The following is a 26,105-nucleotide window of genomic DNA, read 5'->3' as shown; positions in this document are numbered from 1 at the left end:
TCCTGCGCGCTGCCGGACGAGTCGGCCCGGCGCGCGCGAGGTGCGACTTCAGAGCGAGCGGCCCCTCAGCCCTCGAGGGGCGGCGCGGAGGTGGTCGAGCCCGCGCCGTAGAACTCGAGGTTCGCCGGCGCGCCCGGCATGGGGATGCTCGTCCAGATCACCGAGTCGTCCCCGAACTGGATCTCGAACAGCGCCCCCTCCCGGGCGAAGCCATAGGCCCGGCCGCCCCAAAAGGCCAGGCCGAACACCTGGTCGTAGCCGACGCTGCCGAAGTTCTTGAGGACGGACCCGTCGCTGGGATCAATCTCGACGATGCAGTCCGTGTCCTCGCAGCCCGGGCCGCGCACGGTCAGGTAGGTCTTGCCGACCACGGACACGATGTCCCCGCTCGACTCGAGGCCGTCGCCGAGGCTGCCGAGGGTGGTGATCGCCCCGGTCTCGGTGTCGATGCGGACGTACTGATCGTCGTCGAAGCCCACGAGGGCCTCTTCGTCGGGGTCGACGGTGCCCGCGGGCACGAAGGACAGCGAGGTGGTGAAGCTGCCCTCGTCGGTGATCAGCGTGCAGTCGCCGGTCTCGCGGTCGATGGCCCACAGCGAGCCGAAGGCGGTGCCGTACATGTTCGAGTCGGCGTCGAGGGCGACGTCGATGATCGAGGCGGTGCAGCCGTCGAAGGGGCCGACCTCCTCGACCTCGAGGGTCTCGGGGTCGAGGCGGTAGAGCACCTGCCCCGAGTGGCCGAACACCTCGGCGACCTCCATGAGGCCCTCGCCGAGGTCCTGCGAGCCCATGTCGAGCTTGGCCTCCTCGTCGTCCGAGCTGTCCTCGGGCCCGTCCTCGCCGACCTCCTCCGTGCTCTCCTCGTCCGTGCTCTCCCCGTCGCTCGCGTCGTCGTTGGCGGTCGAGTCGGTGCCCATGCCCGCGGTCGCGTAGGTCGGCGAGCCGTCGCCGTCGTCCGAGCACGCGACCAGGCCCACCGCCAGCACGGTCGTCAGGGTCAGGCCGAGCGCGGCGGTCAGGGGGGAGGTCGAGGAGAGCGTCGCCATCGAGAACACCTTTGGTCGATGGGGCCCACACCCGCAGCGGGCCCGACCTGCGGATGGTCGCACCCCGACCGGCTCAGGGCGAGGCTCGGCGGGAAGTCCGATTCACCCAGACGTCACACGGACGCGACGCCTCCGGCGCAGACCCAGGCTCAGCCCCAGGATCGACAGCGCAGCGCCGAGATCCAGGGCACCACGCCCCGCGAGATCTCCCTTGCTGCTCGCGCACGCGCACGAGCCGGGCGCGTCCTTCGCCGGGGCCTCCTTGGCCTCCGCAGCTTTTTCGGGCGCGCCCTCGGCTTTTTCCGCCTCGCCGTCTTTGTCCTCGGCCGCGTCGGCTTGCGCTTCGGGCTTGGGCGACGCCGCGCTGGCCTCGACGCCGAGGGTCTCCACGGACGCCGCGGTCACGAAGCTGCCCAGGCTCGCGCCGCGGGTCGTCGTCGCCAGCTGCTTGGCGACCTTGGGCTCGTCTTGGGCGCCCTCGGGCGGACCCCCCCACCACCCGCGGTGGGGCTCCTCGCACTCGATCGCTCCCGTCCACTCGTGGCGGATGACGTAGCGACCCTGGAAGTTGTTGACCCCGTAGGCGTCCCCGACCTTCGCGCCCTGCTCGATCTCGCCGTCCATGTCCATCCACTCCCGCCCGCCGGTGACGGGCCCGGCCGACTCGAACACCAGGTCCTCGCCGAGGCCCTTGCCGTCGTAGCGCGCGTGCAGGCGGGTGAGCACGAACTTCGAGGCCGCCGTCGGGGAGAAGCTCATCGCGCTCGCCTCCGTCTCGCGCAACACGAGCGGCAGCCGCACCGTGGCGGGGCCCTTGCCCTTGGGCTTGGGGAATTTCAGCCGCCTCATCCGGCCGCTCAGGCAGTCGCGCAGGGGCTGGTTGTCGACGCCCCCCTCAGCGAGGTGCACGTCCCCGACCTTCCCGCTCGACTCGACGGTGAACTCCAGGTCGAGGGTCCCGGAGAACTCGGCGCCCGGCGGGACCTTGGCCGCGACCGACTCGCGGCAGCTCTCGAGCTCGCGGGCGTGGGCTCGCACGATGCGGCGCACGACCATCGGATCCACGCCCGCGTCGGCCTCGACCCCCTTGCTCGCCGGGCGCACCGTCATCGACGGGCGCGCGTCGGCCCGGAGCGCGCGGCTTTGGCTGTCGAGCACGTCCCCGCCGAGCTCGAGCAATTCCTTGCTGGTCAGCGCGGCCTCGGGCCCCGGGCAAGGGTCGCAGCTCCCCGCCGACCAGGCGTACTCGGTGATCACCGCCCCGGGGTTCTTTTCGAGGGTGTGGTCGAACAAGGACACGTAGAACTCGCCGAAGCGCTCGGCGGTCTCGGCCTTGACGTCGAGGTTGGTGGGGATGAAGGCGTTGGGGTAGTTGGCCAGCTCGTAGCGCGTCCGCGGGGCGAGGATGTGGACGATCAGGTCCTGCTTGCCGCCCTCGGGGGCGTTGATCAGGCCCAGGCGCACGGGCAGGGAGAATTCCTCGCTGTCGTAGTGCATGCGCAGGGGCGAGAGCATGGCCCGGCCCTGGTCGTCGAACTGGACCCTGGCGGGGTCGACCTTGGCGACGAAGAACTTCGAGCCCGCCTCGACGTAGGGGCGCAGCACCGGCTCGGCGCCCGCGGGGATCGAGTAGCCGTTGTCGCGCAGCCAGGTGTCGAGGCCCGTGGACTCCGTCGCCGACAAGATCACGACCTCGTACTCGCCGACCTCGAACTCGGCCTCGACGGTCACCGTCGGGACCCCGCCGAAGCCGTAGCCGGACCCCGTGCCTCCGCCGCCGCGGCCCGTGCCGATCAGCCCGAGCCCGGCGACCCCGTAGCCGTCGCCGCAAGGGTCTTGCTCCCAGTACTCGACCAGGCGCGGCGACGAGAGGGTCTCGACGCGGTCGAAGAGCTCGGGGCGCAGCACCTTGACGTCGTCCTCGGACAGCACCACGGGCACGGGCACGACCATGGCGAAGGCCTCGGGCGGGCCTCGATAGGCGTTTTGCATCGAGAGCACCGTCCGCTTGCCGTCGCGCATGAGCACCACGACCGTCGCGTCGTTGAACAGCTCCGCGTCCGCGCCCGCGACGTAGAACCCACAAAAGGCATGACTCGGGGTGGGGATCAGCGAGATCGCCCCGGCTGCGAGACTGGCAGTCAGAGCGATCGACAACGAGGCGAGGGGACGGGGCCCTTCACGAAGATACCAGCAAGGCGGGCTACGAACGGCCGAAATACAGTTTGAACAGCGTATCATCCTTTTTTTTACCACCCCTGATGAAAGCCGCTACGTCAGCGCACTCCCTGCATGAGCGCGTGCACCTTCCGCACATTCGGGAAGGGACACCCGACTCGCCCTGGGCGCCCCCCTTCGGCCCAGCCCCCCATCACCATGGCTTTATTGCATGCAGCCCCTGACTCCCGACGAGTTCGTCTCGTCCGCCCCGGCGGGTGGACCCGGCTGATCAACGCAGGCCTCGATCGCAGCATCGCGGCGGCGCACACCCTCCGCGCCTTCGGCCGACCCCTGCACCCTTACTTCCTGGTCTCCGACGCGAGCGTGGTCCTGACCCTGCTCCTGGCCGCGGGCTTCAGCCGCCTCGTCGAGGGCTTCACCCTCTCGGCCTTCGCCTTCGCCTTCGTGTTCATGCAGATCCTCTACCAGGGTCTGTACCTCGCGACGAAGCAGCAGCTCACTGGGCTCAAGCCCAAGCCCTGCTTCAGCGACATGTGCTTCGTGGTCATCCCGGCGTGGCTGCTCTCGGCCTGGCTCGCCGACCTGCCCATGGCCGCGGCCGCCGACTTCGCCGCGCTGAGCCTCGCCCTGGTCCTGGCCATGCGCCGGCTGGCGAGCTTCTTCGGCGGCAGCCACCGCGGCAAGCCCTCGCGCTGCGGCGTGCGCTACGAGGCCGAGCAGCTGCGCCGCGTCCGGGGCTGGCGAGAGTTCGACCCCCGCTCCAAGGGCAACACGGGCGTCCGCGTATTGCCCCTGGCGCTGATCTCCTCGGCGGTCTGCTTCGCCCTGTTCGGCGCCCTCAGCCTGCGCGTGCTCGAGCTCGGCCAGCCCGACGGCTGGGCCCTGCCGCGCCTGCTCCTGAGTGTCTCGATGTACCGCTTCGTCGAAGAGTTCTACCGCGAGGGTCACGACCCCGAGGCCGGGCTGAACTCCGCGCAGCGCCTGTCGGTGGGCCTGGCCGTCGCGTCCGCCATCGCGCTGTACTTCAGCTGATGCGATCACCAGCGCGTGGCCGCGGCTAGCTCTGGCAAGATCGCGCCATGCTCTCGCCGCGTCGTGCTCCCACCGTTGCGCTGACCCTCGCCCTGTTCACCGCGCTCGCCTGCGCCGACGACTCTGGCGACGCCACCTCCGACACCAGCGACGAGGCCACGGACGCGGACTCCAGCGACGAGTCACCCACGACCGAGTCGAGCTCGGAGGGCAGCGAGTCGAGCTCGACCGAGTCGGAGTCCACCGACTCCACATCGACTGACTCCACCGACTCCACATCGACCGACTCCACCGACTCCACCGACGCCGGGATGTGCGGCGGCGAGGGAGCCAGCTGCGCCAACGCCGAGCTGTGCTGCGAGGGCCTGATGTGCTGCGCCGGCCTGCCCGTCCCGCGCGGCGAGGAGTTTTGCGGCGTCACCTGCCCCATGAGCGACCGCGAGCTCAAGCGCGACTTCCAGACCGTCGACACCCAGGCCGTCCTCGACGCCCTCGTCGCCCTCCCCGTCGCGGCCTGGACCTACAAAGACGACCCCCACGCCGCGCGCCACATCGGCCCCATGGCCCAGGACTTCCGCGCGGCCTTCGAGGTCGGCGCGAGCGAGCGCGCCATCTTCCAGGTCGACGCCGACGGCGTGTCCTTCGCGGCGATCCAGGCCCTCGACGCCAAGCTCGAGGACCTCGAGGCCGAGAACGAGGCCCTGCGCGAGACGGTCGCGGCTCTCGAGGCCCGACTCGCCAAGCTCGAGGCAGTCGATGAGTGAGTGGGCCCCCTCGGCCTCGCGCGTGGAGCCCACACAATGTACGAGAGCCGAGGTCGTCGACCTCGGCTCTCTCGTGGCGGGTCCTGGACTCGAACCAGGAAGTCATCTTTTGTGCGGACCCAGATCGCGTGGGCAGAACTCACATGAGCCGCCCCATCGAACCCAAACGTTTTTCAACGAGCGTTCCTCAAACGCGTGTGTTTACCAGTTTCACCAACCCGCCGCCGGTCAAGCTAGCAGCGATGTCCCAGCGCGCAAGCGCCAGACCCGGAACAGACCCAGAACGGACACAAAAGTGCGCAAAAATGTGCGCAGAGCCGCCTAGAAAGGCGTTTGATAGAGTCCGCTCCGAGGCCCATTCGTGACCAACGCCTACATTTCCGGAACCGGTTTCTACGTCCCGCCGCGGGTCGTCACCAACGACGACCTCGTCAACGACTACGGCATGGAGACCAGCGACGAGTGGATCCAACAGCGCACGGGCATCCGCGAGCGCCGCTTCGCCGACCACGGCGTCGGCTCGGCGGACCTGGGCCTCGAGGCGAGCAAGGCCGCGCTCGCCGACGCGGGCCTCGAGCCCCAGGACCTCGACATGATCATCTTCGCGACCCTCTCGCCGGAGCACTGCTTCCCCGGCTCGGGGGTCTACCTGCAGCACAAGCTCGGGCTGACCGAGGGCAAGAAGCTCAAGTACGTCCCCTGCCTCGACATCCGCAACCAGTGCTCGGGCTTCCTCTACGGCACCCAGGTCGCCACGGCGATGGTCCAGTCGGGGCAGTGCAAGCGCGTGCTCCTCGTCGGCGCCGAGACCCACTCCCACGCCCTCGACCTGAGCACCCGCGGCCGGACCGTGGCCTCGCTGTTTGGCGACGGGGCCGGGGCCGCCGTGTTCGAGGGCACCGAGGAGGACAAGGGCGTGCGCGGGGTGTGGCTGGGCGCCGACGGCTCCAACGCCGACGTCCTCGCCCAGCACATCTGGGACATCGCCAACTTCCCCTTCGTCGAGCTCGACGCCGACGGCTTCGGCCGCGTGCCCCCGCAAAAGCTGTTCGCCCAGATGGACGGGCGCGTGGTCTTCAAGCACGCCGTGACCAAGATCGCCGGCGCGCTGATGCAGGCCATGAGCGAGACGAACACCAAGCTCGAGGACATCGACCTGTTCGTGCTCCACCAGGCCAACAAGCGCATCAACGAGTACGTCGCCCACAAGCTGCTCAAGGTCCCGGAGGAGAAGGTCGTCCACAACATCGAGCGCTACGGCAACACGACCGCGGCGACCATCCCGATCCTGCTGGCCGAGGCCAAGCGCGACGGCGTGCTGAAGCCGGGCATGAAGATTGCCCTGGCCGCCTTCGGCTCGGGCTTCACCTGGGGCTCGGCGATCATCGATTGGTGACACTCGAGCTCAGCACCGACTCCGCTCGACGCACACGAGGGCCGCGATGTTTCGCGGCCCTTTGCTTTTCGACGTCCGCGTCGAGAGTGGTCGTCGGCGATCCACCAAGGGCACCCCTGCGGGCTCTCGAGGCGCAGAGCTGCTGGCTCCAATCGGCGCGCAGATGGGTTAGCGTGCCCGCAAAGACGGGCACCGAACGCCCGCAGATGGGAGCACGCAATGACCGAGATGAATGGTTACGACGACGGTGTATTTTGTTGGACGGACCTCGTGGCCCACGACTTCGAGGCGGCCAAGGCCTGGTACTCGAAGATCTTTGGATGGACCGCGGTGGATCAAGACACCAAGGGCGGGCCGCCCTACGTGATCTGGACCCAAGACGGGCGCCCCGTCGCGGGCCTGGGCCAGATGAGCGAGGAGATGAAGGCCAGCGGGGCCCCGACCATGTGGACCGACTACGTGGCCGTGAGCGACGTCGAGGCCACGGCGGCCAAGGCCGCCGAGCTCGGCGGCAAGGTCATCTTCCCGCCCTTCCAGGTGCTCGACTCGGGCTCGATGGCCGCGTTCATGGATCCCCACGGGGCCATGTTCGCGGTCTGGAAGGCCGGCACCCACTTCGGCGCCGGCACGGTCAACGTGCCCAACTCGATGTCGTGGAACGAGCTGGCGACCACCGACGTCCCCGGGGCGCGCAAGTTCTACGGCGAGCTGTTTGGCTGGACCTACAGCGAGCAGGACATGGGCCAGTTCGTCTACACCTCGATCGCGGCCGGCCGGCGCAGCAACGGCGGCATCGTGCCCATGGTCGGCGAGCAGTGGCAGGGGATCCCGCCCCACTGGATGACCTACTTCTCCGTCGCCGACGTCGACGCGACGGCCAAGGCGATCGAGGAGGCCGGGGGCAAGATTTGCGTGCCCGCCATCGACATCCCGCAAGTCGGCCGCTTCGCCGTGGTCAACGACGCCCAGGGGGCCACGTTCACGATCATCACCATGCTCGAAGTCCGCCTGTTCGTGGACTAGTCGTGGACGTGGGGTAGGGAGGGCGTGGCGTCGTCCACGACGGCGAAGATGGTCAAAAGCCGGTACCGTTGACCCATGCGCCCGCGCCTGCGGACCCTCGCCACCGTCGCCCACGCCCTCGGCCTGGTCCTGCTCGTCCTCGCGGGCGCGCTGTTGGTGACGGGGGTCGTCGCGGCCCTGCTCGGGGAGGCCCTCGGCCCGCTCGCCCTGGCCTTTGGCCTCCCCGCGATGATCACCGCTGGAGCGGGCGCCGGCATGTGGGCGCGCATCCCATCGCGGCCCCTCGACGAGGTCCAGGCCATGCTCGTGTGCACCGCCGCCTGGCTGCTCGCCTCGGCGATCGGGGCCGCGCCGCTGATGGTCCTGCTCGACGCGAGCTTCGTCGACGCGAGCTTCGAGATGGTCAGCGGGTTCACGACCACGGGCATCACCGTGTTCTCGGGCCTCGACACCATGCCCGCGAGCGTGCTGCTGTGGCGCGCCCTGAGCCAGTGGATCGGCGGCGTCGGGATCCTGAGCCTGTTCGTCGCGCTGACCCGGAGCTCGGCCCTCGCCCACCGCCTGAGCGGGACCGAGGCCCACAAGATCCGCTCGAGCCGCTCCGTCCCCGGCCCGCTGCGCACCTTGCAGCTGTTCGTCTACCTCTACGTCGGCTTCACCGTGCTCGTGGCCCTCGGCCTGCTCGCCGCCGGCATGAGCTGGTTCGACGCCATCACCCACGCGTTCACGACCCTGTCCACCGGCGGCTTCTCGACCCACGACGCGAGCATCGCCTACTACCGCGAGCCCGGGGTCGACGTGAACGTCCGCGCCGTCGAGTGGATCCTGATCGCCGGCATGGCCGCAGGCGGGACCAGCTTCGTGGTCCACTACCGCCTGGTCTGCCGAGAGTGGCGAGCCCTGTGGGACGGCTCCGAGATGCGCCTGTGGATCGGGCTGATCGTCGGCGTCGTCGCCCTGCTCGTGTTCGAGCAGTGGCGCGAGGGCGTCGGCATGTTCGCCGACGATGCCCTGGTCACGACCCACGCCGCCAACGCTGGCGGTCTCGCCCGCGCCGAGGCCGGCCTGCGCACCTCCTTGTTCACCACCCTGGCGATCGTCACCACCACCGGCTACGCGACCGTCGACATCGCCTCGCCCTTTTTCGCCCACACCGCCAAGACCCTGTTCTTGATCCTGATGCTGTTCGGCGGCTGCGTCGGCTCGACCACCGGCGGCTTCAAGCTCACCCGGGTCATCTTGCTGGTCAAGGTCATGGTCCGGGAGCTCCGCCGCCTGGTCCTGCCAAGCGCCGCCCAGACCCCCGTGGTCCTCGATCGCCGGGTCGTGGGCGTGCCCGAGCTCGGCCGCGTCACCGCCCTCGCCGTCGCGTGGATGTGCGTGCTCGCCTTCGGGACCGTGCTGACCACCATGCTCTCGGACCACGACGGCTGGCAGGCGCTCTCGGGGATCAGCTCGGCGCTCAACAACATCGGGCCGTGCTACATCAGCATCCCCGAGATCCAGCAGCTGCCGTCCGCGGTCAAGCTGACCTGGATGGTCGCCATGCTCGCGGGGCGCCTCGAGGTCCTGCCGCTGTTCGTGTTCATGAGCGTCCGGGCGTGGACGCGCTAGCGCGCTCCTCCGCGCCCCGGCGACGCCGCCAGAGCCCCGCGAAGAGCATCAGCGCCCCCCCCAAGGGGAGCCCAGCGCCCCCCTCGTCGACCACCGAGCAGCCGTCCTCCAGCGGTGGTTGGGGCACGTCCGGAGGCCCCTCCACCGTCACCGTGATCGACTTGCCGACCCCCGAGACCTCACCGTCCGCCTCGAGCTCGTACTCGCCAGGCTCGAGGGTCACCTCCAGCGCCACCGAGGGCTGCCCCTCGAAGTCTGCGCTGGCCGCATACTTCCCGTTGGCCCTCAGGGTGACATCGAGGTCCTTTAGCTCGTCGCACCCGCCAACGCTGCAGTGCTCGAAGGTTCCCCGGCTCACCTCGACCCAGAAGGTCGTGTCGACGATCGCCCCGTCCTCCGGGGACGAGATTTCGGGCTTGACGTCGGCCGAGGCCAGGCTTGGCACGAGGAGGCACGAGGCCAAGGCAAGCAGGGGAACGACTCGGCTCATGACTGGGACGTGCCACCGACCCGGGGATCGATCACCGCGCCCCTCCGTCGCGCCCCCAAGGCTCGCGCGCGGGCTCGCCATTAGCCCCTGGAGAGCCTATCAGGCCGCTTTGGGGGCCTGATAGGATCGGGCCATGTACGTCATCATCGCCGGCGGAGGCGCGCTCGGGCGCGAGCTGGCCGAGGCCCTGATCGCCCGTCGCCACGACGTGGTCGTCATCGACCGAGACAAGCACACCTGCGAGGCCATCTACTCCCAGCTCGGGGCGGTGACCGTGCTCGGCGACGCGACGGACCTGCACGTGCTCCAGGACGCCGGCGCCGAGCGGGCCTCGCTGCTGGTCACGGTGATGCCCAACGACGCCGACAACATCGCCTGCACCCTGCTCGCGCGGACCCTCGGCGTCGAGCGGATCATCGCCCGGCTGCGCGACAACGCCTACGCCGCGGCCTACGAGGCCGCCGGGGCCGACCACTTGATCCGCACCACCCACCTGCTCCGCAACCAGGTCGTGCTCTACATCGAGCACCCGGTGGTCAACGAGATCGTGATGATCGGCGACGACGCGGCGCAGGTCTTCTCGGTCGGCATTCCGCCCACGGCCTGGTGCATCGGCCGCTCAGCCGCCAGCATCGCGGCGGAGCGCAAGTTTCCGGAGGGGTGCCTGCTGATCGGGATCCGCCGCAAGGGCGTGCGGGAGCTGGTGATCCCTCGGGGGGAGACGCGGATCCGGACTGGAGACACCGTCCTGGTCATCGCCGGAAACGCGGACATCGACCGCGCCGTGGCGGTGCTGACCCGCAAAGGCTGAGCGCCCGCCCCCTCCAGCTTGTCCGCGTCTGCGAGGTGCTGCTAGCGTCGGGTCATGCTCGGCCCTGCGGGACCCTGGAGAGCCGCGCCCTTCCTCGGCGCCATGGCCCTCGTCGGCGCGGTCCTGCTCGCGCCGGGCTGCTCGAGCCCGCGACCCGGCGGCCTCGAAGGCATCGACGCCAAGCAAGCCTACGCCCGCTGCGTCGAGGGCTCGGGCAGCGAGGAGGCCGAGCTCGACCTCGACCCCCTGCTCGTCGAGTGGCCCTCGACCCAGCGCAGCGCCCTCGAGGCCGAGCTGCACCGCGGCGAGCTCATCGTGGTCCGCTACACCGGCTGCGCCATGGAGGTCCTGCGCGGCTGCGAGGTCGAGGGCAGCTACGAGTGGACCGAGGTCTCGGGCAAGCACGACCAGCTGCTGATCCAGAGCGCCGGCGACGTGTGGGCCAAGGTCCCCCTGGGCGCGGCCAAGCTCGTCGGCGCCGTCGAGCGCTACGGCGCGCTGCTCCTCGACATGGCCCTGGTCGGGCAATACGCCGGACCCTCGACGCCTCCGCCAAGGGCCGCGCTGCGCGGGCGCCAGTGCGAGGACGCGACCCACGTGGTCTCGAGCCTGATCGTCGGCGCCTTCGAGCTGACCGAGGCCAGCGGCGCGCGGGTCGAGGCCGGCGTGGAGGTCAGCGGCGCGGGGGCGGGCGGCGGCGGCAGCCGGCACCGCGGCTACTACTCGAGCGACGGCAAGCTCGCGGCCTGCGAGGCGACCAGCAGCTACGGCCCGCCCCGGGACTGTCGCTCGCTGGTCCAGCTCGAGCTGCTCCCCCTCGACGCTCGCGTCGAGACGGAGGAAATCCTCTCCGACCTGCGCTGCCCCGAGGGCATGGCGATGATCCACTACGGCGCGCAGCCGATCGCGGGCGCCTTTTGCCTCGATCGCAGCGAGGTGACCGTCGCCGACTATGCCCGCTGCGCCGCCGACCACACCTGCTCCGAGGCCCCGGCCAGCGTCGACTGGCGCGGCGTCGACGAGCTCGACGAGGCGCTCCACGCTCGCTACGACGAGCTGTGCAACGAGGACAAGGCCGGGCGGCGCAAGCACCCCGTCAACTGCCTGACCCTCGACCAGGCCCGGGCCTACTGCCAGGCTCGAGACAAGCGCCTGCCCCACGCCCACGAGTGGATCTACGCGGCCAAGGGCGGCGAGCAGCAGCGCAGCTTCCCCTGGGGCGAGGACCCGCCGGACCGCCACCTCGTCAACGCCTGCGGCCGCGAGTGCGCTCGGGAGCTGCGCGCGCGCGACGAGGAGGGCAAGCGCCAGCCGGCCTTCACGGCGCTGTACGAGCGCAGCGACGGCTTCGTCGGGACCGCGCCCGTGGGCAGCTTCCCCGAGGGCACCGGGCGCTGGGGCCTCGTCGACATGGCCGGGAACGTGTGGGAGTGGACCAGCGACGCGGGCACCAGCGGCGCGCGGGTGTTCGGGGGCTCCGCGCTCAGCGAGGAGGCCCACGAGCTCAGCGCGCTGGGCTCGAAGATGGTCGACCCCCGCAGCCGCCGCGCCGACCTCGGGCTGCGCTGCGCCGCGGACCCCCTGCCCGGCGAGGGTGCGGCGGCCCGGCCTCGACAACGCAAGCGTCGGCGGTGACACTGGTCCTCGCCCATGGCCGGCCTCGCCAACATCTTCGACGCCAGCGAGGGGGACTCCAGCGCCGCCCGCGGTCCCGATCTGCGCGTGACCGCCGAGGTCCCGCGCGCAGGCTTGGGCCACGGCGTGCGCGTGGCCGTGCCCCAGCGCCTCGCCGCCGACGGTGACCTCGTCGAGCGCGCGGTCGATGCCGCCGACCCCGAGCGCGTGACCTTGCACCTCCCCGACGAGCTGCCTCCCGGCGCCGTGCTGCGCCTGCGCGGCCAGGGCGGCGTGGGTCGCCCCGGTGAGCGCCCCGGCGACCTCTTCGTCGTCGTCGAGCTCGTCGACAGGCCCGCGCAGCCCGGAGAGATCGTACCTGGGGGCTCCCAGCTGCCCGACGCGCCGAGCCCAGCCAGCTCGGTCGAGCCCGGCCGCGACGTGACCTGGATGGTCCTCCTGGGCCTGGCGGTGGCCGCAGGTGGTGCGGTGGCGGCGACGGCCTTCCTGCTTTGAGGGTCTGGGAGCGCATGGCAGCATTGGGTCCGTGCTCGCCACCGCGCTCCGCCTCGCCCTCGCGCTGACCCAGGCCGTCGCCCCGGAGGCCGCGCCCGCAGACCCCCCCGCGGACGCCCCGAGCGACGGCTACGGCCTCGAGCAGGCCCGCGCCGACGTCGAGGTCATGCTCGTCGATCGCGGCAAGGCCTACATCGACGCCCGCGGGCGCCTCGAGGACCACGGCGAGCTCGCGGCCCAGGCCGTGGTCGAGCGCCTCGACGCCGTCCCGGCCCCGGGCCCCGCCGAGCGCAACCGCCTGCTCAACCTGCTCGCGGGGCTCCAGCGTCCGGAGCACGTGGCCCTGTTTGGGGAGCAGCTGCGCGTGGCCATGCGCCAGGACCGACCCACGGAGCTGTGGCTCGAGCTGCTGCGCAAGCAGGGCGCGGCCGCCATGCCCGTGCTCGTCGGGCTCGTCGGCGACAAGGAGCTGAGCAACGCCGACCGCGGCGACCTCCTCGACCTGCTCGTCGACGTCACACCCCGCGAGCGCCTGGACGAGCTCTCGCCGATGATCGGCCGGGGCGCGAGCGAGCTCCAGGACCGCCTGCGCCGGGCGCTGATCCGCCGCGCCCACGCTGATACTCGGGACGACGCGGCGATCGCCGCGGGCATCGAGGCCGACCTCGACGCCGACCTGGCCCGCTCCGCCGAGGGGGACCGAGACAGCGGCGATCGAGCGGCGCGCTTGCTGGTCGTGCGCGCGGCCTGCTGCGCCGCGGGCGATGCGTTCGGCGCTCGGCTCGAGTCCCTGGCCCGCTCCGCCGACGCCCCCTTCTCCGTGCGCGTGGCGGCCATCGACGGCCTGCGTCGGCTCGAGCGCGGCGCCTCCGTGCTCGCCGAGGTCGCCCGGGCCAACGCCAGCGCGGCCAAGGCTGGCGACCAGGCCAGCGAGGTCTTGCTGAGCCTCGCCCTCGAGGCCATGCCCGCTGATCAAGCCGCGCCCTTGGCCAGCGAGTTCGCGCTCATCGACGCCTCCGCCCCGCGCCTGGCGAGCCTGGGCTACGCGCTCATGGGGCCCGCGTCCGAGCCCGGCGCGCCGTGGCTGTCGACCAGCCAGGCCCACCCCTGGCCCGAGGTCCGCAAGGCCGCCCTCGACCAGGTCGCGCGGACCCAGGGGGGCGAGGCGGCGTGCACCAAAGACACGGTCCGCGCGCTGACGGCCATCGCGGGCCCCGACAGCGAAGGCGGGGACGAGGACGCCCGGGTCGGCCGCTCGGCGGTCACGGCCCTGGGTCGCTGCGATCAGCCGGCCGCCTACTCGGCCCTGCGCGACATCCTTCAAGACACTGGCGTCGCCCTGAGCCACCGCGCCGAGGCCGGGCGCCAGCTCGTGCTCCACGACCCCGAGGGGCCCGCCCTCGTCGCCGCGGCCCTGGTCGACAGCCGCTTCTCCAACCTCGCCCGCGAGCTCGCCGCCGCCCTCGGCCAGTCCCCCGTCGCCTCCCCCGAGGTCCGCGAGGCCCTGTGCCGGACCGCCGACGGCAGCCCCATGGTCGCCTCGACGGCCCACGACAGCTTCGTGGCGCTGTTCCCTGGCGAACGCTGCGAATAGCGCACGGCGGGCTCCGCCCCACGCCCCACGGTGTGCTCGCCGTTTCGAGTCGAAAATACGGATCCGACATCGAGGGACTCGACACCTCGTCGGCGTCATGCGCAGCCCAAAGCTCCGACTCACCATCCTCTCGACGCTGCCCCTCGTTGTTGGGTGCCCCGTCGAAGACAGCCCCGCGGACACCGAGACCTCGGAGACCGACGACACCACGACGGACGACACCACGACGGACGACACCACGACGGATACGGACGGCACCACGACGGATACGACCGACACCACGACGGATACGACCGACACCACGGACACGACCGACACCACCGACACCACGACCACCGGGGGCGGCGAAGACCCCTGCACTTCGCTGTTCTTCGACGGCTCCGACGACTACCTCGAGGTCGAGGGCCTCAGCGCGACGACCTTCACCATCGAAGCCTGGATCCGGCCGCAGGCCAACGAGAGCGCCTACATCGTCGCGCAAAAATCCCTCAACGGCGGCTTCCAGTTCAGCCTCTCGGGGAGCCAGCTGCGCTTCGATCTCGGCGACGGCAGCACCAACACCACCGCGACCTGGAGCCTGCCCTTCTCCCGGGACGGCTGGCACCACGTCGTGGCCATCTACGATGGCGTCGGCGTGCGCGCGGGCGCGGGCGGCATCCTGAGCTCGATGCAACCCCTCGGCTACGAGGTCGCGGACAAGCCGATGACCATCGCCAACCGCAGCAACGACAAATTCTACCACGGCGAGATCCACTCCCTGCGCATCTCCGAGGGTGCCCGCTACACCGAGAACTTCACGCCTCCCGAGCTGTTCGAGAACGACGCCGAGACCCTGCGCCTGTGGCACTTCCAGGAAGGGAGCGGGGACATGACCTGGGACGAGGGCGTGGGCGTCGACGACACGATCCACGGCATGGCGACCTGGGCCATGACCTGCCCCGGCGACCCCACGCCCCCGCCCCTGCCCTGCGGCAACGGGGTCATCGACGACGGCGAGGACTGCGACGACGGCAACGGCGTCGAGGACGACGGCTGCCTGAGCACCTGTAAAATCCCGACCAGCTGCGCCGACTTCAAGGAGGCCGACCCCAACCTCTTCGACGGCCTCTACACCCTGTTCTACGAGGGCGACCTCGACCAGCCCTGGGAGGTCGACTGCGTCGACATGCCCGGCGTTCCCCGGGAGTACATCCCCCTCGTCAACACGGGCGGCGACTACAACTTCGGCCAGTACACCGTCTCGGCGGGCCAGGGCGGCGACACCAGCGTGCGCACCAACTACATGGGCCTGCGCGTCGACCCCGAGACCCTACAGGTCGACATCGACGATCGCACCTTCGCCAGCTCCTCGGGCATGTTGTTCCACAACATGATCCCGGTCAGCGAGATGTTCCTCGGCATCGCCATGGGCTGCCAGCAAGTGAACCTCGCCAACGGCGTGGCCAACATCGACCTGACCGGCACGCCCTTCTTCGTCGACCACGAGTTCCTCCAGTGTGGCTGGATGCCGGCCGGGATGGCGGAGTTCTCGAACGATGGACAGGTCGTCGAGATCACCGGCGGCGGCCACTGCGGCTGGAGCACGCCCGCCCCCTGTGGCGTCAACCTGGAGACCAACACCACCGGGATCCAGCTGCAGCTCGGCTACCTCTAGCCGGGCGGTAAACGCTCGAACAGAGCTCCCGCTCGCGCGGCCGTACGCGCGAGCTCGGCCCATCGCTCGAGCTCTTCGACGCGCGTCTCCTCGTCTACGCGAGCGCGCTCTGCCTCGGACAGAGGGACTCCCCGAACCTCGAGGAGGGCCAGCACCATGGTCTTGAGCACTTGGCAGCGGCCCTTTTCCAGCCCCTCTTCGAGGCCTTCGTCTCGACCGAGGTGATAGGTCCCGCTCCGGCGCTCGATCTCCATGAGGCGATCGTCGTCCGGCGCGAAGGGAAACTCTTGAATCAGCGTGAGGCGCATACTCTTGTCTACCGCGGCCAGAATCGTGGTCGCGTCACGCATGCGCCGCGTGGCGGGCAGCCGCGACACCACTTGAGGCCCCAGCGCGCAGCGTCGAGGTCGCCCCGGCAAGCGTGCAAGGCTGCCCCCAGCACAGCTGCGCTGGGCCTCGCCGAGGCTTTGACCATGTCGTAGCCCACCGGCACCCGAGCCGCGTCGAGCACGATCACCTCGAAGCGCGGCGGCCCGGCCTCGGCCCAGGCTGCCAGCTGTCGGGACACCGCGGCGCAAAAGGACACCACCACGACCCAGGTCTCGCGCGCGTGCTCGTCGGCCAGGGCGGCCTGATAGTGCGGGATTCGCCAGCGCTTTTCCTCGTTCGTGCGGCTCTGGACCTCGACGGTGAGGACCAGGCCCCTCCCACGTCCCGCGCGCCGCTCCCCGTCCGCGACCAATACGAGATCGGGCAAGAGCTGTCGCCGGGCCAGATCGACGTCGAAGGCGTCGAGCGCCGCGTGTCGATCGAGGAGCGCCTCGAGGCCCGGAGGGCGCTCGAGTCGAGCGATTGCGAAGGCCATCCACGGGTCGTCACGAAAGAGGGCGAGGATTCCTTGATGAAGTGCACCAGGCATCGCTCCCTCTTCGGCCCTGGCGCATCTGCCTTGCAGCGCAGGGAGAGAGCTGGCCCGTAGCCTGGCCAGCTGTCCTCCGTCTCAGCCGCCAAAGAGCGCGTCGTAGGGCAGGTCCGAGCCGAGTCGGCGGAGCTCGGCCCGGGCATGCTCGTCGATGCGCGCCTGCTCCTGCGCCGTCAGCATCTCCCCCGACTTGCCCGCCTCCCCGCGCCGGATCATCACCCCTCGCTCCGGGGTCAAGGGCATGCGCGGAGGTGCAAACTGCAGCTCGTGGGCTTTCATGTAGGGCAAGGACGCGCGCTCGACCACGGCGTCGAACTGCGCCGGCTCGAGGCTCACGCCGAGGAAATCGACGAGGCGCTGTGCGTGGGCGCGCAGGTCTGCCTTGGCCTCGGTGTAGGTGCACACGAACACGTTGGGGCGCTCGCGCGCAGCCCAAAAACCCGCCGCGTGCTCGGCCCAGCCCTCCCCGTAGAGACCGGGCTCGAACCACATCTCGACCCACTTGCGCGGCGAGATGCGCTCTCGAACATCGAACAGTTTGGTGATGAAGTAGTAGGCCGACACGCACACCTCCTTGGGGTCGCGGATCATGCAGACGTAGCGCGCCCCCGGATCCTGGGGGAGGCCCTCGAAGCCCAGGTGCGTCTTGATGATGCGCAGCCCGGTGGGCGCATCTCGCCACGGTCCGGGTCGGTCCAGGCGCGGGATCCCGGGCATGGGCGCCTCGGGCCAGGGCAGGAATTCGAGGATGTGGCTGAACTCGACCTCGCCGTAGTGCGCGGCCTGGACACACAGCTGCAGGGTCCAGTTCGTCCCGCTCTTGGGGAACACGGCGACGTAGACGTCACCCTCTGAGGCGCCGTAGCGATCGATCGCGCGGCAGCGCTTGGGCAGGAACATCGCCTTGCTCATGAAGCGCAGCACGCTGGCGCCCTTGCCAACACGCGCCGCGACCTTCAACGCGGCGACCATGGGCAGCATGGGGTTGAGCAGCTTGTGCTGGAGGATCCGCGGGATCTCGGGCTCGGTCGCCATCGCCCATACATAGCGCGGCCCGCCCTCCCAGCGGACACTGGCGAGCCGCTCGAAATCACAGCTCGCGGAACACGGCCTGGAAGGGCAAGTTCGGCGGGCCCAGAGTCGGGTCGAGGAGGTGGGGGAGCTGGCCCTCGACGATCCACGCCCCGCGGCCCCGGAGAAGGCGAAGGTCGTCGGCCCGTCGAGGACCCCGAGCGAGAGGGTGGTCAGCTGCCCGCTGTCGCCGTCGACCTCGATGCGGGTGAGCTGGTCGGCGTAGCCTTCGACGAACACGATGTCCCCGTTGACGTCGACCTCGAGCCCGTCGACGCCCGCCGGGACGCGGTCGAGCTCGAGCTCGACGATGTCCCCCGGCGCCTCGTCGACGATCGGCACGCGGTAGATCGCCCCCTTGTCGGTGTGGCTGACCCACAGCAGCTCGCCGTCGATGTCGAGGCCGTTGGGCCCAAAGCCCCCGGGCTCGACGGCCCAGTCCTCGAAGGTAGCTCGATGGCTCGGCCGCGTCGCCCGGGTGCTCGTGGCCTCGCCGGACTACCTCGACGCCTTCGGCCGCCCCGAGCAGCCCGCGGACCTGGCCGAGCACGAGGCGATCGTGACCTTGACCGCCCGCGGCCCCGACCACCTGTGGCGCCTGACCCGGGGCGAGCGCGAGTACACCGTCGGCGTCCGCGGGCGGCTGCGCTCGACGACCTTGCTGGCCAACTTTCGCGGCGCCCTCGCCGGTCTGGGTATCGCGCTGGTGCCCCGCTGGTTGGCGCGCGAGGCCCTCGCCGACGAACGCCTCGAGCTCGTGCTCCCCCACTTCGAGGCCCCGACCATCGACCTGTTCGCGGTCTACCGCGCCCGCGATCGCGGCTCGCCCGTCCTCACCGCGCTCGTGACCAGCATGCGGCGGGCCCTCTCCCGCTAACGGCACGACCAAAAGGCGAGGCCCCTCCCCGACCCCCAGACCGGCCACCGCGGTGGCTGGCCTGGGACGTCGAAGAGGGGCTCGCTCCTTCGCTCTCGCTCTACAGCGTAGCGCCGCTCAGCTCAAAGGCACGCTCCCTCCCGCGCCGTGGTCGACGATGCCCAGGGAGGTCAGCGACTGGTCCGCGCCGAGCTCCGCCTCGGTGCTGGTCTCGAGGGCGGCCTCGAGCACGGTCTGCATGTCCTCGGCGAAGACGAACTCCATGGTCGAGCGCACCTCCTCGGGGACGTCGTCGACGTCGCGGGCGTTGCGGTGCGGGAGGATCACCCGGGTGATCCCGGCCCGGTGAGCGGCGAGCACCTTGGCCTTGATGCCGCCCACGGGCAGCACGCGGCCGCGCAAGGTGCACTCGCCGGTCATCGCCGTGTCGCTGCGGACCCGCCGACCCGTGAGCAGGGAGGTCAGCGCCGTGAAGATGGTGACGCCCGCCGACGGCCCGTCCTTGGGCACCGCCCCCGCCGGGACGTGGATGTGCACGTCACGACCGTCGAGGAAGTTGGGGTCGACCTCGAGGGACTCGGCGTTGCTGCGCACGTAGGTCAAGGCCGCGCGCGCCGACTCCTTCATCACGTCCCCGAGCTGCCCGGTGATCTGCAGGGCGCCCTTGCCCGGCATCTGCGAGGTCTCGATGAACAGGATGTCGCCGCCGACCGGCGTCCACGCCAAGCCCGTGGCCACGCCCGGGACCGCCGTGCGCTCGGCGACCTCGTTGAAGAAGCGCCGCTTGCCCAGGTAGTCCTCGAGCTCCTCGGCCTCGATGTGGATGGCCTCCGCGTCGGCCTCGGCCTCGGGGGAGCGCCGCGCGACCTTGAGGGCCACCGCCCGAGCCAGGCGACCGATCTCGCGCCCGAGCTGGCGGACGCCGGCCTCGCGGGTGTAGTCGGTGATCACCTGGCGCAGGGCCTCGTCCTCGAGGAGCATGGTCCCCGGCTCGAGGGCGTTCTCGTCGAGCTGGCGCGGGAGCAGGTGGTCCCGGGCGATCTCGAGCTTCTCCTCGGGGGTGTAGCCGCTGAGCTGGACGATCTCGAGGCGGTCGCGCAGGGGCGCGGACATCCGGCTCAGATCGTTGGCCGTGACCACGAACATCACCTCGGACATGTCGAAGGGCAGCTCGAGGTAGTGGTCCGTGAAGGTGTCGTTTTGCTCGGGGTCGAGGAGCTCGAGCAGCGCCGCCTCGGGGGAGCCGCTGAAGCCCTGGCTGAGCTTGTCGACCTCGTCGAGGAGCATGACCGGGTTCTTGACGCCCGACTTGCGGACCGCGTTGATGATGCGCCCGGGCAGGGCCCCGATGTAGGTCCGCCGGTGGCCGCGGATCTCGGCCTCGTCCCGCACGCCGCCCAGGGCGATGCGCACGAAGGGGCGGTTGGTGGCCTCGGCGATGGACCGACCCAGGGAGGTCTTGCCCACGCCGGGAGGGCCCGCGAGGCACAAGATGGTGCCCTTGCTGCCCTTGCTCAGCTTGAGCACGGCCATGTGCTCGAGGATCCGCTCCTTGACCTCGTCGAGGCCGTAGTGGTCGTCGTCGAGCTGCTTGGCCACGGCGTCGAGGTCGTCGACGGCCTCGGCCCGCGTGTCCCAGGGCAGCTCGGACAGGGTCTCGAGGTAGGTCCGCGCGACGTTGAACTCGGGGTGCGCGGGGTTGAGCTTGGTCAGGCGCTTGAGCTCGCGCTCGACCACCTTGGCGGCCTCTTCGGGCAGCTCGATGCCCTCGAACTTGGCGCGCAGCTTGGCGACCTCGTCCTCGTCCTCGCCGTTGCCGTCGCCGAGCTCGCTCTGGATGGCCTTCATGCGCTCGCGCAGGATGTGGTCGCGCTGCTGCTTGCCGAGGCGCTTGCGCACCTCCTCGTCGATCTTCTGGCGCATCTCCTGGGTCTCGCGGGCCTCGTTGACGTAGCGCGCGACCAGGCGCAGGCGCTCGGGGACGTCGACGGTGACCAGCACCTCGAAGCCCGCCTCGCGGGTCAGCGGCAGGTTGGACGCGACGGCGTCGGCGAACTCGCTGGGGCGCATGTCCTTGGACACCGCCTCGACCAGGCCGCCCCCCGCCTCGCCGGCGAGCTCGCGGATGTGCTCGCGCAGCGACTCGGCCAGGATCTTGGCCTCCGTCGACTGGGCGTTCTCGTCAGGCGTCGCGTGCACCCGGGCCTGGAGGTAGGGGTCGCTGGTCTCGAGCGCGTCGATCTTCACGCGCTCGAGGGTCTCGACGACCAGCCGGGCGTTGCCCGCCTTGTTGCGCCCGATGCGGTGGATCTTCGCCAACACCGCCACGGGTTGAATGTCCGCCAGCGCCGGGCGCTCCGTGCTGGGGTCGTGCTGAGACGCGATGACGATGGTGTCGCCAGCGCGCGCGGCCTCGACGAGGGCCAGGGACCGCTTGCGCCCCACGGGCAGGGTCGAGACCGAGCCGGGGTAGAGGATGCCGCGGCGAAGGGGCAGCAGTGGGTACACCTGAGTTTGCTTGTCGCTCATGCTTCGCTCCTGGGAAGGTTTGGCGAAGCTAAGGTCGGCCTCGGGAGGGTCAACGGGGTCAAAATCCCGTTTTCGGGCTTTCCTGGGCCAAATGGGCGGGTTGTTGCATCGAGCGTCCCGGCCGCCTCCCCACCTGGGTTGGCGCCTGGCCGAGCCACGGGACAGTTCTGTCGTGGGCCCGAGAGCGGGCGAGAGTGACCAAGATTGGGAGAGTTCCCCGCGCGGCGCTCGGGGCGTGTATCGTCGTGGAATGGTCGAAGCTGGGGACTCGGGCAACGCGGGCGCAGCCCCGAGCCTGGTCTACCGCGGCCTGCGAGCCGTGGCGCGCACGGGCCTGGGCCTGTTCTACCGCCACATCGAGGTCACCGGCCTCGAGCACATCGACGCGAAGGTCCCGACGATCCTCGCCTCGACGCACCCCAACTCGATCGTCGACCCCGTGCTCGTGGGCCTCTCGGAGCGGCGCCAGGTCACCTTCTGCGCCCGCGACGGGCTGTTCCGCGTGCCGGGCTTCGGGGCGCTGCTGCGCGCCGTCGGGGCCGTGCCGATCCGCCGTCGCAGCGACCACAAAGGCGGCGCCGTCGACAACGACGCGGCATTCGCCGAGTGCCGGGCCGTGCTCGTCCGCGGCGGGGTCATCTCGATCTTCCCGGAGGGCAAGACCCACGCCCGGCTGCGCGTCGAGCCCATGAAGACCGGCACGGTCCGCATCGCCATCGACACGATCCAGGCCTACTCCGAGGCGGAGCTGCCCGAGCTGCACATCGTCCCCGTGGGCCTCAACTACCTGGTCCGCGAGGCCTTCCGCAGCGACGTGCACGTCGCCTTTGGCCCGCCCATCCCCGTGCGCGCGGCCCTGCGCGAGCTCCAGACCCCCAACAGCGATCCCCAGACCCACGTCCGCGCCCTGACCGAGCGCATGGGCGAGTCGATCCGCGACCTCGCCGTGCACGTCGAGCACGAGGACGACGAGCGGCTCATCGCCCAGGTCACCGCGCTGATCGTCGACATCCGCCAGGCCGAGGGCCTCGACGCCAACGGCCAATCCCCGGCGGAGCGCACCGCCTTGGTCCAGCGCATCATCGACGCCTACCGCTGGCTCGAGGACGGGGACCCGGTCCGCTGCGCCCGGCTGCGCGAGCGCGTCGTCGCCTACACCGACGAGCGCCGACGCCTGGGTCTGGGCCGGGTCGAGACCGCGCTGCAAAAGCGCGGAGAGGCCCACGCCTCGCGCCTGGGCCGGGAAGACCGCTCGCTCTTTGGCCCCCTCGGGCTCATCCTCGGCGCCCCCCTGGCCCTCGTCGGCGCCGTCGCGGCCATCGTCCCCTACCTGCTGCTGCGCGTGCTCTTGCTGCTGACGCGCCCTACCGCCTACCGCGTGGCCCTGACCAAGCTGCTCGGCGGGACCGCCCTGTTCTTCGGATGGTTCGCGCTGCTGAGCTACGCGGTGTTCAGCTTCGCGGGGCTGTGGCCGGCGGTCGGCGTGGGCGCGGCGCTGCTGCCCGTGGCGATCTTCGCCCACCGCTACGCCATCGATCTTCGCCTGTATCGCTTTGGCCTGCGCAGCAACCTCCGGCGCCTGCGTCAGCGCCGACGCTTCGCCCGGCTCCGCGGGGAGCGACGCCGGCTCCAGCGCGAGCTCGCCCGGCTCCGCCAGACCTACCTCGCCCAGCTCGACGAGCCCGAAGGCGAAGCGCAGCACGCAGCGTGACCGGAGCCGCAGGGCAAGGACGCCTTCGACTTCGCCCGCGAGCGGAGCCTCGCCGAGATCCTCACGCTGCTCGAAGCGAACTCGCGGAGACGGGCCCGACCCGAGGCGCGATTTCTCGGGCAGACTCCGGTCCATGGCCGAGCTCAGCACCATGACCTACGCCGTCGACGGACGGATCGCCCGCATCACCCTCGACCGCCCAGAGCGGGGGAACGGCATCACCATGGCCATGCCGCGCGAGCTCGCCGCGTGCGTCGAGCGGGCCAACCTCGACCCGAGCGTCCACGTGATCGCCCTGTCCGGGGCCGGGAAGGGCTTTTGCGGCGGCTACGATCTGGTCGCCTCCGCCGAGGGCATCCACGGCATGGAAGAGTTCGGCGACGCCTCGCTCGCGGGCTCACCCCTCGACCCCGCCGTGATCGCCACCAACCACCAGCCCGGCGGCGACTGGGACCCGACCGTCGACTACGCGATGATGAGCCGCAACGTCCGCGGCTTCATGAGCCTGTTCCACAGCGACAAGCCCGTGGTCTGCAAGGTCCACGGCTTTTGCGTCGCCGGCGGGACCGACATGGCGCTGTGCTCGGACCTGCTGGTCATCGAGGACGACGCCAAGATCGGCTACCCGCCGGCGCGGGTCTGGGGCGTGCCCACGAGCTCGCTGTGGGTCCACCGCGTCGGCCTCGAGAAGGCCAAGCGCCTGCTGTTCACCGGCGACTGCCTCTCGGGCAAGGAGGCCGTCGAGTGGGGCCTGGCCATCGAGAGCGCGCCCGCGGACCAGCTCGACGCGCGCTTTGAGAACCTGCTCGAGCGCATCGCCCGGGTGCCGATCAACCAGCTGGTCATGCACAAGCTGCTGCTCAACCAGACCGTCATGGCCCAGGGGCTGCACACCACGCAGATCCTCGGCACCGTGTTCGACGGCGTCGCCCGGCACACCGCCGAGGGCCACGCCTTCGCCCGCCGGGCCGCCGAGGTCGGCTTCAAGCAGGCCGTGCACGAGCGCGACGATCCCTTCGGCGACTTCGGGCCCTCGACGCACAAGGGCTAGCGCACCGACTAACCCAGGAACTCCCTCCACGGGGCGCTGGCGCGCTCCAGGTCGACCTGCTGCCCCGGCGAGGCCCGGACGTAGTCGGCCAGCAGCCCCGCGATCTCCCGGGTCAGGCAGCCCACGCTCGCCTCGATGAGGTCCGCCGCGTAGCCCCGCGCCCCCAGCTCGAGGGTCATCTCCATGGCGATGACCCGGCTGACGACGCGCCCGAGCTGAACCTGCTCGCGCTGCGCCAGGGGAGCGTCGACCTCGACGTCGAGCAGGGTCCCGAGGCGCTCGCTCGCCCGAGCCGTGAGCGCTTCGCCGGCCATGACGGCGCCGAGCTTGCGCTGCTTGGCGATCCGCATCTGACGAACGAAGGCGTTGCCGATCTGGTCGTAGAGAATGTCGTTCGAGCCCTCGGCGATCGACCACGGGCGGCTGTCCACGACAGAGCGCCCGGCGATGTGGTCGAAGCGATAGCCCATGGCCCCGCACAGCTGGAGCAGCGACTGCGCCGACTCGTGCATGGCGTCCGTGGCCCAGCTCTTCATCGCGTTGGCTTCGACGCCGCGCGCCGCCAGGTTGAACTCGAGGCCGGCGTGCTCGGCCATGTGCACCGACATCGCCGTGCACACCGTGACCGCGGACTGCATCTCGACCAAGCGCGCCTGGACCTGGTCGTAGCCGAGCAGCGACTGACCGCCGACCTCGCGCGCGCGGCAGTGGGCCGTGGCCTCGTCGAGCATGCGACGCAGGAAGCCCATGGCCATCGCTACCATTTGCATGCGGCTGCGGTTGAGGTGGTCGAGGAGCAGCTTGACCCCGGTCGTGCGCGGCGTCAGGCGCTGCGCCGCGGGGATCGACGCCTCGATCCGGTTCCGGCCGTAGGGGATCATGTGCAGCCCGAGGTTGTTGTAGCGCTCCTCGACGATCACCCGCTGGCCGGGCTCGTCGAGGTCGCACATGAACAAGTCGACGTCCCGCGAGAGGCTTCCGTCCTCGTAGACGCGGCGAGCCGACAAAAGCCAATAATCCGCCCAGCCCGTGAGCCCCGCCCAGTGCTTCGTGCCGCGGAGCTCGTGGACGCCGTCCTCGAGGGTCCAGCGGGTCTGCATGTTGAGCGCGTCGCTGCCGTGGCCCGGCTCCGTGAGCATCAGGCCGCCGAGCTTGCGGTCGCGCAAGAAGCCCTCGTAGACCTTGGCCTTGACCGCCTCCTGGCCGTACTTGGTGAAGGGCTGGAGAAACAACAGGCCGCTGATGCCGAGGATGAGGCCGAGCCCGAGGGACTCGTAGGCCATCGCCTCGAGCACGGCCCCGCCCTCTTCGATGCTCGTCCCGCGGCCGCCGTGTTCGACCGGGATGAAGGCCGAGAGCGGATCGGCGGCGAGGACCTCTCGCAGCACGAAGGGCGGCATGCCGCGCTCGAGGCCCAGGCGGTCGGGGTCCTCGCGCTCGCGCAAGAGGTGTTGGATCCGCCTCGAGAAGCGACTCAGGAACTCGTCAAAGGGGGGTCTGGAGGCATTCATGAGTCGCGCGAGCAGCTTAACATGGCTCGTTGACCACCGGCGCTTTGGCGGGCTAGGAAGGGTGCGCCCATGTCGATCGCCAACTTGCTGGAGCAGTACCGTGAGGCCTTGAAGACCGCGGGCGCCGACTCGGTGTTCGAGAGCTGGTCGTGCTTCGAGCCGGCCACCGACGATGAGCTCGCGGCGATCGCCGAGGCCGCCGGCGCCGAGCTCCCCGGCGAGCTGAAGACCTGGCTGAAGACCAACCGCAACGCCCTCAACTTCATGGGCAACTACGGCGCCAACGACCCCAAGCGCATCGCCGAGGGCATTCGCGGGACCCGGGAGATCGACTTCAGCCGACACTTCGCCAACGTCACGAGCTGGGGCGACGGCCGCTTCGACGACGGCCGCCTGGCGCGGACCTACTGGCAGCCGCAGTGGGTGCCGCTGGCCCAGGACGGCTGCGGCAACGAGTACTGCTACGACCTCGCCCCCGGGCCCAACGGTCGCGTGGGTCAGATCATCGCGATGGAGTTTCAGGACGGCCAGGGGCCCTACCTGGCCCGCTGGAGCGGGCTCGAGGACATGCTCCGGGCGCACCTGAGCGCCCTCGCCAACGGGGCCTACGGCTTCTCCGAGCCCGGCTTCATCGAGTTCGACTAGTCCGCTGGACCTCGACGTCGAAGCGCACGCGCCTCGTCGAGAGGGAGCTCCCA

At 70.6% G+C, this 26,105-nt stretch carries 22 protein-coding genes and 1 tRNA gene; 14 read left to right on the top strand and 9 right to left on the bottom strand.

Going from position 1 to position 26,105, the window contains the following annotated elements; all coding sequences use genetic code 11:
* Positions 1 to 65: 65 nt before the first annotated feature.
* A complete protein-coding gene (locus PPSIR1_RS07090) occupies positions 66 to 1,046 on the bottom strand; it encodes an NHL repeat-containing protein (protein ID WP_157595275.1) in 981 nt (326 codons plus the stop codon).
* Between the two features lie 102 nt (positions 1,047 to 1,148).
* Positions 1,149 to 3,203: a DUF2330 domain-containing protein gene (locus tag PPSIR1_RS42040; protein ID WP_006970327.1), complete on the bottom strand. Its 2,055-nt coding sequence runs from the start codon at positions 3,201 to 3,203 to the stop codon at positions 1,149 to 1,151.
* A gap of 228 nt (positions 3,204 to 3,431) precedes the next feature.
* Here PPSIR1_RS42040 and PPSIR1_RS07080 point away from each other — a divergent pair, with 228 nt between their 5' ends.
* Both PPSIR1_RS07080 and PPSIR1_RS42035 read left to right on the top strand, forming a co-directional pair.
* Positions 3,432 to 4,259, top strand: a complete 828-nt coding sequence (locus tag PPSIR1_RS07080; RefSeq protein ID WP_006970326.1) for a prolipoprotein diacylglyceryl transferase family protein — start codon at positions 3,432 to 3,434, stop codon at positions 4,257 to 4,259.
* A gap of 47 nt (positions 4,260 to 4,306) precedes the next feature.
* The gene (locus PPSIR1_RS42035) at positions 4,307 to 5,023 is read left to right on the top strand and encodes a tail fiber domain-containing protein (protein WP_006970325.1); all 717 of its coding nucleotides are present in this window, start codon (positions 4,307 to 4,309) and stop codon (positions 5,021 to 5,023) included.
* Positions 5,024 to 5,097: 74 nt separating this feature from the next.
* On the opposite strand, the gene PPSIR1_RS47475 is transcribed toward PPSIR1_RS42035, so the two are convergent.
* Positions 5,098 to 5,246 (bottom strand) — tRNA-Leu (locus tag PPSIR1_RS47475).
* Between the two features lie 138 nt (positions 5,247 to 5,384).
* Here PPSIR1_RS47475 and PPSIR1_RS07070 point away from each other — a divergent pair.
* The 3 genes from PPSIR1_RS07070 (at position 5,385) to PPSIR1_RS07060 (ending at position 9,056) form a co-directional block, all read left to right on the top strand.
* Positions 5,385 to 6,419, top strand: coding sequence for a 3-oxoacyl-ACP synthase III family protein (locus PPSIR1_RS07070; RefSeq protein ID WP_006970324.1), 1,035 nt, complete (start codon positions 5,385 to 5,387; stop codon positions 6,417 to 6,419).
* A gap of 219 nt (positions 6,420 to 6,638) precedes the next feature.
* Positions 6,639 to 7,442, top strand: coding sequence for a VOC family protein (locus tag PPSIR1_RS07065; protein ID WP_045115538.1), 804 nt, complete (start codon positions 6,639 to 6,641; stop codon positions 7,440 to 7,442).
* Positions 7,443 to 7,517: 75 nt separating this feature from the next.
* Positions 7,518 to 9,056 carry a TrkH family potassium uptake protein gene (locus PPSIR1_RS07060; protein WP_006970321.1) on the top strand — a complete coding sequence of 513 codons (1,539 nt, stop codon included), beginning with the start codon at positions 7,518 to 7,520 and terminating at the stop codon, positions 9,054 to 9,056.
* On the opposite strand, the gene PPSIR1_RS07055 is transcribed toward PPSIR1_RS07060, so the two are convergent.
* Positions 9,028 to 9,519: a hypothetical protein gene (locus tag PPSIR1_RS07055; RefSeq protein ID WP_157595273.1), complete on the bottom strand. Its 492-nt coding sequence runs from the start codon at positions 9,517 to 9,519 to the stop codon at positions 9,028 to 9,030. The two genes, PPSIR1_RS07060 and PPSIR1_RS07055, sit on opposite strands and share 29 nt — an antisense overlap.
* Positions 9,520 to 9,679: 160 nt before the next feature.
* On the opposite strand from PPSIR1_RS07055, the gene PPSIR1_RS07050 reads away from it, so the two are divergent.
* The 5 genes from PPSIR1_RS07050 to PPSIR1_RS42025 all read left to right on the top strand — a co-directional run bounded on the left by PPSIR1_RS07050 (position 9,680) and on the right by PPSIR1_RS42025 (position 15,735).
* Positions 9,680 to 10,357 (top strand): potassium channel family protein, encoded by a 678-nt coding sequence (locus PPSIR1_RS07050; RefSeq protein WP_006970319.1) that lies wholly within the window; start codon positions 9,680 to 9,682, stop codon positions 10,355 to 10,357.
* Between the two features lie 54 nt (positions 10,358 to 10,411).
* Positions 10,412 to 11,992 (top strand): formylglycine-generating enzyme family protein, encoded by a 1,581-nt coding sequence (locus PPSIR1_RS42030; RefSeq protein ID WP_086001085.1) that lies wholly within the window; start codon positions 10,412 to 10,414, stop codon positions 11,990 to 11,992.
* 15 nt (positions 11,993 to 12,007) lie between these two features.
* Positions 12,008 to 12,487 carry a hypothetical protein gene (locus PPSIR1_RS07040; RefSeq protein ID WP_006970317.1) on the top strand — a complete coding sequence of 160 codons (480 nt, stop codon included), beginning with the start codon at positions 12,008 to 12,010 and terminating at the stop codon, positions 12,485 to 12,487.
* Between the two features lie 31 nt (positions 12,488 to 12,518).
* Positions 12,519 to 14,081: a HEAT repeat domain-containing protein gene (locus PPSIR1_RS07035; RefSeq protein ID WP_006970316.1), complete on the top strand. Its 1,563-nt coding sequence runs from the start codon at positions 12,519 to 12,521 to the stop codon at positions 14,079 to 14,081.
* A gap of 97 nt (positions 14,082 to 14,178) precedes the next feature.
* A complete protein-coding gene (locus tag PPSIR1_RS42025) occupies positions 14,179 to 15,735 on the top strand; it encodes a LamG-like jellyroll fold domain-containing protein (protein ID WP_006970315.1) in 1,557 nt (518 codons plus the stop codon).
* On the opposite strand, the gene PPSIR1_RS50050 is transcribed toward PPSIR1_RS42025, so the two are convergent.
* From PPSIR1_RS50050 to PPSIR1_RS07015, 3 genes are all read right to left on the bottom strand, one after another.
* On the bottom strand, positions 15,732 to 16,085 hold the full coding sequence (locus PPSIR1_RS50050) for a hypothetical protein (RefSeq protein WP_232296442.1): 354 nt from the start codon (positions 16,083 to 16,085) through the stop codon (positions 15,732 to 15,734). The two genes, PPSIR1_RS42025 and PPSIR1_RS50050, sit on opposite strands and share 4 nt — an antisense overlap.
* A complete protein-coding gene (locus PPSIR1_RS50045; protein WP_006970313.1) occupies positions 16,052 to 16,600 on the bottom strand; it encodes a hypothetical protein in 549 nt (182 codons plus the stop codon). Before PPSIR1_RS50045 ends, PPSIR1_RS50050 begins: the two co-directional genes overlap by 34 nt.
* A 135-nt stretch (positions 16,601 to 16,735) precedes the next feature.
* Positions 16,736 to 18,070: a sulfotransferase domain-containing protein gene (locus tag PPSIR1_RS07015; RefSeq protein ID WP_006970312.1), complete on the bottom strand. Its 1,335-nt coding sequence runs from the start codon at positions 18,068 to 18,070 to the stop codon at positions 16,736 to 16,738.
* Positions 18,071 to 18,122: 52 nt separating this feature from the next.
* Here PPSIR1_RS07015 and PPSIR1_RS07010 point away from each other — a divergent pair, with 52 nt between their 5' ends.
* Positions 18,123 to 18,605 carry a substrate binding domain-containing protein gene (locus tag PPSIR1_RS07010; RefSeq protein WP_157595272.1) on the top strand — a complete coding sequence of 161 codons (483 nt, stop codon included), beginning with the start codon at positions 18,123 to 18,125 and terminating at the stop codon, positions 18,603 to 18,605.
* A 117-nt stretch (positions 18,606 to 18,722) separates the two neighbouring features.
* On the opposite strand, the gene lon is transcribed toward PPSIR1_RS07010, so the two are convergent.
* On the bottom strand, positions 18,723 to 21,134 hold the full coding sequence (lon, locus tag PPSIR1_RS07005) for an endopeptidase La (RefSeq protein WP_006970310.1): 2,412 nt from the start codon (positions 21,132 to 21,134) through the stop codon (positions 18,723 to 18,725).
* Between the two features lie 250 nt (positions 21,135 to 21,384).
* Here lon and PPSIR1_RS07000 point away from each other — a divergent pair, with 250 nt between their 5' ends.
* Entirely contained in the window at positions 21,385 to 22,845 is a 1,461-nt protein-coding gene (locus PPSIR1_RS07000) for a lysophospholipid acyltransferase family protein (RefSeq protein WP_006970309.1), read from the top strand.
* A 133-nt stretch (positions 22,846 to 22,978) separates the two neighbouring features.
* Positions 22,979 to 23,896 (top strand): crotonase/enoyl-CoA hydratase family protein, encoded by a 918-nt coding sequence (locus PPSIR1_RS06995; protein ID WP_006970308.1) that lies wholly within the window; start codon positions 22,979 to 22,981, stop codon positions 23,894 to 23,896.
* A gap of 8 nt (positions 23,897 to 23,904) precedes the next feature.
* Here the strand turns inward: PPSIR1_RS06995 and PPSIR1_RS06990 are convergent, their stop codons facing one another.
* Positions 23,905 to 25,407, bottom strand: a complete 1,503-nt coding sequence (locus tag PPSIR1_RS06990; protein ID WP_045115537.1) for an acyl-CoA dehydrogenase family protein — start codon at positions 25,405 to 25,407, stop codon at positions 23,905 to 23,907.
* Positions 25,408 to 25,476: 69 nt separating this feature from the next.
* Here PPSIR1_RS06990 and PPSIR1_RS42020 point away from each other — a divergent pair, with 69 nt between their 5' ends.
* A complete protein-coding gene (locus PPSIR1_RS42020; RefSeq protein WP_006970306.1) occupies positions 25,477 to 26,052 on the top strand; it encodes an SMI1/KNR4 family protein in 576 nt (191 codons plus the stop codon).
* The last annotated feature ends 53 nt before the right edge of the window (positions 26,053 to 26,105 follow it).

Origin of the sequence: Plesiocystis pacifica SIR-1, from assembly GCF_000170895.1 — a bacterium.
GTDB classification, from domain to species: Bacteria; Myxococcota_A; Polyangia; order Nannocystales; family Nannocystaceae; genus Plesiocystis; species Plesiocystis pacifica.
The sequence above is the reverse complement of the archived record's forward strand: the minus strand, read 5'-3'. Positions and strand labels throughout refer to the sequence as shown.